Here is an 8,174-nt window from a genome sequence, read left to right as displayed (position 1 = left end):
GGCCAGCGCTTCCTGCGAGCCCTGCACGTCGGCCTTGATGATGATGCGCAGCGTCTGCACTTCGCCGGCCGAGAGGTCGGTGAACATGTTCTGCAGGTTCGCGGCCTGGGCCTTCGCCAGCTTGGTGTTGCGGAACTTGCCGGCACGGTAGGTGGCGATTTCGCGCGCACGGCGCTCGTCGCTCATCACCATGAACTCGTCGCCCGCCTGGGGCACTTCGGTCAGGCCCTGGATCTCGACCGGGATCGACGGGCCGGCCGACTTGATGGTCCTGCCGTCTTCGTCGAGCATGGCGCGCACGCGGCCATAGGTCGAACCTGCCAGCACCACGTCGCCGGTCTTGAGCGTGCCGGACTGCACCAGCACGGTCGCGACCGGGCCGCGGCCCTTGTCGAGCTGCGCTTCGATGACCAGGCCCTTGGCGGCGGCATCCACCGGCGCCTTGAGTTCCAGCACTTCGGCCTGCAGCAGCACCTGCTCGAGCAGGTCGTCGATGCCCTGGCCCGTCTTGGCGGACACCGGCACGAACGGCACGTCGCCGCCGTACTCTTCGGGCACCACCTCTTCGGCCACCAGTTCCTGCTTCACGCGGTCCGGGCTGGCATCGGGCTTGTCGATCTTGTTGATGGCAACCACGATCGGCACACCCGCAGCCTTCGCGTGCTTGATGGCTTCCTTGGTCTGCGGCATGACGCCGTCGTCGGCCGCCACCACGAGGATGACGATGTCGGTGGCCTGCGCACCGCGGGCACGCATGGCCGTGAAGGCCTCGTGGCCCGGGGTGTCGAGGAAGGACACCATGCCGCGTTCGGTCTGCACATGGTAGGCACCGATGTGCTGCGTGATGCCGCCGGCTTCGCCCGCTGCAACCTTGGCGCGGCGGATGTAGTCGAGCAGCGAGGTCTTGCCGTGGTCGACGTGGCCCATGACGGTCACGACCGGTGCGCGCGGCAGGGCTTCGGCGGTTTGCGCCGACACGTCCTCGTCGGTGAAGGCTTCAGGGTCGTCCAGCGCGGCAACGACCGCGTTGTGGCCCATTTCCTCCACCAGGATCATGGCGGTGTCCTGGTCCAGCGACTGGTTGATGGTCGCCATCTGGCCCAGCTTCATCAATTGCTTGATGACTTCCTGTGCCTTGACGGCCATCTTGTGCGCGAGCTCGGCCACCGTGATGGTTTCGGGCACGTGCACTTCGAGAATGCGCGCCTCCACCGGTGCGGCCTGCACGTGCTCTTCGTGGCCTCCACGGTCATTGCTGCCACGGCGGCCGCGCGGGCCTCCGCGCCAGTTGCCGCGGCCGACACCGCCGCTGGCATCGCCGCGGGTCTTGATTTCCTTCTTCTTGGCAGGATCGCCCGCCCAGCTCGACGAGAGCTTGGCCGACTTGACTTCCTTGCCGGCACCGGCGGCGCCGGGGGCTGCGGCAGCACCCGGTGCGGCCGGCGCGCCGGGGCGCGCTGCGGGCGCGGCCGGCTTGTGCAGCGTGCCCTTGACCGCAGCCTTTTCGGGCTGCGGCTTCTCGGGCGCCTTGTGCGGCACCAGCACGCGGGCCGGTGCGTTCATCATGGCGCGGATGGCTTCGGCTTCGGCCAGGGCCTTGCGGCGGCGCTCGTCCAGGTCCTTGGCGCGGGCGGCTTCCTCGTCGGCACGGGCCTTCGATTCGGCGGCGGCCTTGGCCTTGGCGTCTTCCTTGGCTTGCGTGGCGGCGGTCTGGGCAGCCAGCTTGGTGTCGGCGGCCTGCTGTTCGGCGGCGGCTGCAGCGGCTGCAACAGGCGCAGCAGCCGGCTTGGCCGCTTCCTTGGCGGGCGCGGCCGCGGCTGCGTCAGCGGCCTTCTTCTCTGCAGCGATGCGCGCAGCTTCCTGCTCGGCCTGCTCTGCACGCTCGGCCTTCTCGGCCTGTTCGCGTTCGCGGGCTTCGGCTTCTTCGCGCAGGCGGCGCTTCTCGGCCAGTTCTTCTTCCTGGCGGCGGATCAGCTCGGCCTGGCGGCGCGCCTCTTCCTCGCGGCGGGCCAGTTCGGCTTCGTCGATGCGGGGTGCGGCGGGCGCCGCGGCGGGCGCTTCGGCCACCGGTTGCACTTCGGGCGTGGCCGGGTGGCCGTCGTCGCGCTGGATGAAGGTGCGCTTCTTGCGCACCTCGACCTGGATGGTGCGGGCGCGGCCGGTGGCGTCGGCCTGCTTGATCTCGCTGGTCGACTTTTTCGTCAGCGTGATCTTCTTGCGCTCGGGCTCGGCGGTGCCATGGCTGGCTTTGAGAAAGCCGAGCAGGCGCTGCTTGTCAGCCTCGGTGAGTGCATCGGTGGGTGCCGCCTTGGGCACGCCTGCGCTCTTGAGCTGGTCAAGCAAGGTTTCGGGAGTCTTCTTGAGCTCGTTCGCGAACTCGGCGACAGTGGTACTGGACATATTGGTTTCGTGCCTCCATGACCATCACTCTTGGCCGGCGAACCAATGTTCGCGGGCTTTCAAGATGAGGGCTTTGGCGTCATCGGCGCTGTGGCCGGTGATCTCGGTGAGTTCATCGACCGCGAGGTCGGCGAGGTCGTCGCGGGTGTGCACACCCGCCTCGGCCAGCTTGGGAATCAGCTCGGGGTCGAGGCCTTCGAGGTCGCGCAGATTCTGCGAGACGGTCTCGACGCCCTCTTCCTTGGCGATTTCCATGGTCAACAGCGCATCCTTGGCGCGCGAACGAAGCTCGTTGATGGTGTCTTCGTCGAAGGCTTCGATCTCCAGCATTTCGGAGATCGGCACATAGGCGACTTCCTCGAGGCTGTTGAAGCCCTCGGAGATCAGGATGTCGGCGATTTCCTCGTCGACGTCGAGCTTTTCCATGAACAGCTTGCGGCTGGCGTCGGTTTCGCTCGCCTGCTTCTGGGCCGATTCATTGGCGTCCATGATGTTGATCTTCCAGCCGGTCAGATCGGAGGCGAGCCTCACGTTCTGGCCGCCGCGGCCGATGGCGATGGCGAGGTTTTCCTCGTCGACCACCACGTCCATGGCGTGCTTTTCTTCATCGACCACGATCGACGACACGTTGGCCGGGGCCAGGGCGCCGATCACGAACTGGGCCGGGTCTTCGCTCCACAGCACGATGTCCACGCGCTCGCCGGCGAGCTCGTTGGTCACGGCATTGACGCGGGTGCCGCGCACGCCGACGCAGGTGCCGATCGGGTCGACACGCTTGTCGTGCGAGAGCACGGCGATCTTGGCGCGCGAACCSGGGTCGCGGGCGCAGCTCTTGATTTCGAGCAGGCCCTGTTCGATCTCGGGCACTTCCTGGCGGAACAGCTCGATCATGAACTCGGGCGCCGAGCGCGACAGGATGATCGGCGCGCCGCGCAGCGTCAGGTCGACTTCCATGATCATGGCCCGCACGCGGTCGCCGTTGCGCAGGTTTTCCTTGGCGATCATCTCGCTGCGGCGCAGGCGCCCTTCGACGCGGCCGGCCTCCACGATGATGTCGCCCTTGTCCAGTCGCTTGACGGTGCCCACGAAGATCTTGTCGCCGCGCGACATGAAGTCGTTGAGCAGCATCTCGCGCTCGGCGTCGCGGATCTTCTGCAGGATGACCTGCTTGGCCGCCATGGCGCCGATGCGGCCGATCGGCACCGAGTCCACCGCCTCCTCGATGTACTCGCCGACCTCGATGTCGGGCATTTCTTCCTTGGCTTCGAACAGGAGGATTTCCTGGTCGGGCAGCTGCAGGCCGGCTTCGTCGGGGACGACGTGCCAGCGGCGGAAGGTTTCGTAGTCGCCGCTGTCGCGGTCGACCGAGACGCGGATGTCCACGTCGCCCTGGTGGAGCTTCTTGGTGGCTTGCGCCAGCGCGGACTCGACCGCGCCGAAAACCACGTCGCGCTCGACGTTCTTCTCGCGCGAGATCGCATCCACCAACATCAACATTTCGCGATTCATGCCACCCACTCCTCTAGTCAGTCCGGAACGTTGGTTCCGTCGTCAATATCCGAAAAACCCGGTTGGGTTTTGGCCTTGCGGCCCTTGAAATCCACAATTGGCGCGAGCCGCGCATCGCGCAGCTCATCCAGCACGAAACCCAGCGCATGCAACTTTGCAGGCGCGCGCTTCTTGCTGACTTTTTGACCCGGTTTGGGCTCCGGCGCATCGCTCCAGACGATTTGCCAGCCCGGGGCCCCGTCGGCCCCCGCCACGCGCTCCAGCGTGCCGCGAAACTTCTTGCGGGTGGCAGACACCTGCCCCGCCGCCGCGGCACCCATGGGCGCCTTGAGCGTGATGTCGATCACCTCGCCCACGAAACGCTCGAAATCCTGCTCATTGCGAAGCGGACGGTCAATACCCGGCGAGGAAACCTCGAGCCGCTTGTAATCGACACCGTCGACCTCGAGCGCAAACTGCAACTGGCGCGTGACCTTCTCGCAATCCTCGACCGTCACGAAGGGTTCGGGAATGCCTGCAGCCACAGCTTCCGATGTGGGGGCAGTCCAGGGCAAATCAATTGTCACGCGCAGCAATCCCCCGGCCGAGCGTTCGATCTCGACCAGGTCGTAGCCGAGACCGGCAACGGTTTGTTCCACTGTCTGCTGCAATGCCACGTGTTTGAATTTGCCTTGTAAAAATGCTTATGCGTGCCACCCGCCCGCCACGGGTGTCACGCATCGAAATTGCATAGACCAAAAAAAACGGGCGGTTGGTACCCGCCCGTTTGGTCGTGAGCCTCGAATTATATGCTATTCCCGTGATAAATGAAGTGGCTTGGGCTGCTCAAAGCGCCACTTTGCGCCGGGATTTTGACCAGACGACGGCAAACAGCACCGATCCGAGCGCCAATGCGGCGGCCGCCACCAGCAGCGGGAGCTCGAAAGACCCGGTCCGCTGGGCCAGCGGCGCCGCAAACAGCGGGCCGATGATCTGCCCGACGCCATAGGAAGCGGTCGCATAGCCGATCAGTCCGGCCGCGGCATTGCCGCGCAGCCGGCGCGCATCCCGCATCGCAAAAAGGGTGATTGCCGTGAAAGGCATGCCCAGCAGCAGGCTGCCGAGCGCAAAGCCGGTGATGGTGGGCCAGGCCACCGACAGCACCACGCCCAGCGCCTGCAGCGCATAGGCCGCGGCCAGCAGCAACCGGTTGTCCCAGTGCACGGGCGCGCGGGCGCCGATCAGCGCGCCGGGGATGATCGCCAGCCCGAACAGCGGCCAGAAGAAGTCGGGCCACGGCGAGCCCGGCAGTGCCTGGCGCGCGATCACCGGCAGGAAGGTGGCGGTGATGATGTAGCCGAAGCCCGCCAGCCCATAGAGCGCGACCAGCCAGACGGCGTCGCTGCGTGCGGAAGGCGACGCGGCCGCACCGGCCTGGGCGGAAGGCGCGCCCGCGGAGCCTTGCCCCGAGGGCAGTTCGCCATCATCGAACACGCGCCAGATCAGCACCACCAGCACCACCGCCAGCAGGCCCAGGCCGATCCATCCCGCCTCGGAACCCCAGCGCCCCAGGGCGCCGCCGAGCAGGCCGGTCATCGCGATGCCGATGCCGGGGCCGGTGTAGATCACGCCGGCCAGCGCCGGGGAATGGGTCTCGGCGAGCCGCCGCAGGCCCCAGCCGGACGCAAAGACGAAGACCCAGGCGCTCATCACGCCGGCCGCGGTGCGCAGGATGCCCCAGCTCGTGAAGCTGTGGAGCACCCCCATGCCCACCAGCAGCGCGGCCGTGGCCACCAGGCCGCCGCGCACCATGCGCTTGGCCTGGATGCCGATGGCCGCGCAACTGACCGCGCCCAGAAAGTAACCAAGGTAATTGAGCGAAGCCAGCACGCCGCCGGCCTCGAGTTGGAGCTTTCCCTCGTGCAGCATGATCGGCAGCATGGGCGTGAAGGCAAAGCGCCCCAGGCCCATGGCAACGGCCAAGGTCACCATGCACGCCAGTGCCGCGCGCCAGGCGCCGCGCCTGTCTCGTCCGATATCCGACATTTCTTGCGATTCCGTTGTTCTATTCCAGCAGCGCGGCGGCCACCAGTTTCTTGGTGTAGGGGTGCTCGGGCGCGTCGAGCACGCGCTCCACGGCGCCGGCTTCGAGGATGGCGCCGTCCTTCATCACGATGACCTGGTGCGCCATGGCGCGGATCACCTCCACGTCGTGCGTGATCAGCAGGTAGCTCAGGCCGCGCTCCCGCTGCAGGCGCTGCAGCAGGCCCAGCACCTGCTTCTGGATGGTCACGTCGAGCGCGCTGGTGGGCTCGTCGAGCACCAGCAGCTGCGGGTCGACGATGAGCGCGCGCGCAATCGCGAGCCGCTGGCGCTGTCCGCCCGAGAACTCGTGCGGATAGCGGTCGAGCAGCGAGGGAAACTGCGCCTCGCCCAGGCCCACGTCGGCCAGCGCTGCCAGCGCCCGCGCGCGGCGCTGCGCCGTGTCGAGCTCAGGCGCGTGCACGCGCAACCCCTCGCCCACGATCTGCTCGACCGTCATGCGCGGCGAGAGCGAGGAGAACGGGTCCTGGAAAACCACCTGCATGACCCGGCGCAAGGCCAGGTCGGAACTCCGGTCCACCGCCCAGCCCTTGCCGTCCACCTTGAGCGCGCCCTGGTGCTTCAGCAGCCCGAGGGCGGCCAGCGCCAGCGTGGACTTGCCCGATCCGGACTCGCCGACCACGCCCAGCGTTTCGCCCGGTGCGATGCGGAAATCCGCGTTCTGCACCGCAATGAATTCGCCCTTGCGGAACCAGCCGGCAAAACCGGGCCGCGGCACGGGGTAGCTCACACACAGGCCGGTGGCCTCGAGCACCGGCCGCGCGCCGGCACCCGCGGGCACGGCGATGACATCGCGCTCCGGGTGGCTGTCGATCAGCTTGCGGGTGTAGGCGTGCTGCGGCGCCTCGAACACGGCCGCCACGGCGCCCTGCTCCACCACGTGGCCGTCTTCCATCACGGCAATCCGGTCGGCGAAGCGGCGCACCAGGTTGAGGTCGTGCGTGATGAGCAGCACGGCCATGCCATGCTTGCGCTGCAGATCGGCGAGCAACTCGAGGATCTGCGCGCGCACCGTGACGTCGAGCGCGGTGGTCGGCTCGTCGGCCAACAGCAGGCGCGGCTTGCAGGCGAGCGCCATGGCGATCATCGCGCGCTGGCGCTGGCCGCCCGAGAGCTGGTGCGGAAACGCCCTCGCCCGCCGCGCCGGCTCCGGAATGCCGGTGTCGGCCAGCAGCTGCACGGCGGCCGCCTGGGCCGCGCGCGCCGACAGGCCCTCGTGCAGTTCGAGCACCTCGGCGATCTGGTCGCCCACGGTGTAGAGCGCGTTGAGGGCGGTCATCGGCTCCTGGAAGATCATCGCGATCTCCTTGCCGCGGATGCCGCGCAGCTCACGCTCCGGAATCGAGAGCAGGTCGCGCCCGCTTGGCGCATCTGCGGAGCCGAACAAGGTCGCGGCGCCGGCCACGTCGGCGTTCTGCGCCAGGCGCAGCAGCGACAGCGCCGTCACGGTCTTGCCCGAACCCGATTCGCCGACCAGCGCGAGCTTCTCGCCCGCGGCAATGCGGAAGTCGATGCCGTGCACCACCTCCTTGCCGCCGAAGGCCACGCGCAGCTCTTTCACGTCCAGCAGCGGCTGGAGATGCTTGATTTGGCTCACTTGTCGGTCTTCCGCGGATCGAGGGCATCGCGCAGCGCGTCGCCCATGAAGGTGAGCAGCATCAGCGTCACGACCAGCACGCCGAAGGTCGACAGCGAGATCCACCAGGCGTCGATGTTGGCCTTGCCCTGGCTCAGCAGTTCGCCGAGCGACGGCGTGCCCGGCGGCACGCCCAGGCCCAGGAAATCGAGCGAAGTGAGCGCCAGGATGGCCGCGCTCATGCGAAACGGCAGGAATGTGACGACCGGCACCATGCTGTTGGGCAGGATGTGGCGCCACATGATCTGCAGGTTGCCCACGCCCAGCGCCCGAGCGGCGCGCACGTAGTCCATCTGGCGGTTGCGCAGGAATTCGGCGCGCACGTAGTCGGCCAGGCCCATCCAGCCGAACAGGCTCAGCAGGATCAGCAGCAGCGCCACGCTGGGCGCGAAGATCGCGCTGAAGATGATCAGCAGGTAGAGCTCGGGCATCGATGCCCAGATCTCGATGAAGCGCTGGAACGCGAGGTCGATCTTGCCCGCGAAGTAGCCCTGCACCGCCCCCGCCGCCACGCCCAGCACGGTGCCGATGACGGTCAGCGCCAGGC

6 protein-coding genes are annotated in these 8,174 nt (G+C 67.6%); all 6 read right to left on the bottom strand.

All coding sequences use genetic code 11. The features are described 5' to 3' along the window. Positions 1-2,400 (bottom strand): translation initiation factor IF-2 (infB, locus tag AC1DOC_RS10225; protein WP_478129761.1); only part of this gene is annotated, 2,400 nt, incomplete at its 3' end. Positions 2,401-2,424: 24 nt separating this feature from the next. After that, positions 2,425-3,909: a transcription termination factor NusA gene (gene nusA, locus AC1DOC_RS10220; protein ID WP_012747851.1), complete on the bottom strand. Its 1,485-nt coding sequence runs from the start codon at positions 3,907-3,909 to the stop codon at positions 2,425-2,427. Between the two features lie 17 nt (positions 3,910-3,926). Continuing rightward, on the bottom strand, positions 3,927-4,565 hold the full coding sequence (rimP, locus tag AC1DOC_RS10215) for a ribosome maturation factor RimP (protein WP_012747850.1): 639 nt from the start codon (positions 4,563-4,565) through the stop codon (positions 3,927-3,929). Positions 4,566-4,734: 169 nt separating this feature from the next. Beyond that, the gene (locus AC1DOC_RS10210; RefSeq protein ID WP_012747849.1) at positions 4,735-5,934 is read right to left on the bottom strand and encodes a YbfB/YjiJ family MFS transporter; all 1,200 of its coding nucleotides are present in this window, start codon (positions 5,932-5,934) and stop codon (positions 4,735-4,737) included. A gap of 19 nt (positions 5,935-5,953) precedes the next feature. After that, a complete protein-coding gene (locus AC1DOC_RS10205) occupies positions 5,954-7,588 on the bottom strand; it encodes an ABC transporter ATP-binding protein (RefSeq protein WP_018904986.1) in 1,635 nt (544 codons plus the stop codon). After that, positions 7,585-8,174: ABC transporter permease subunit (locus tag AC1DOC_RS10200; RefSeq protein ID WP_478129760.1), on the bottom strand; the 590-nt coding region annotated here is incomplete at its 5' end. The genes AC1DOC_RS10200 and AC1DOC_RS10205, both read right to left, overlap by 4 nt.

Source organism: Variovorax sp. 01T439_2 (assembly GCF_056398445.1).
Note: the sequence above shows the minus strand (reverse complement) of the source record. Positions and strands in the feature narration are given on the sequence as shown.

What these genes read in the sequence shown, in the direction of transcription:
- AC1DOC_RS10210 (WP_012747849.1), bottom strand. Translation starts at nt 5,934, where the DNA reads ATGTCGGATATCGGACGAGACAGGCGCGGCGCCTGGCGCGCGGCACTG.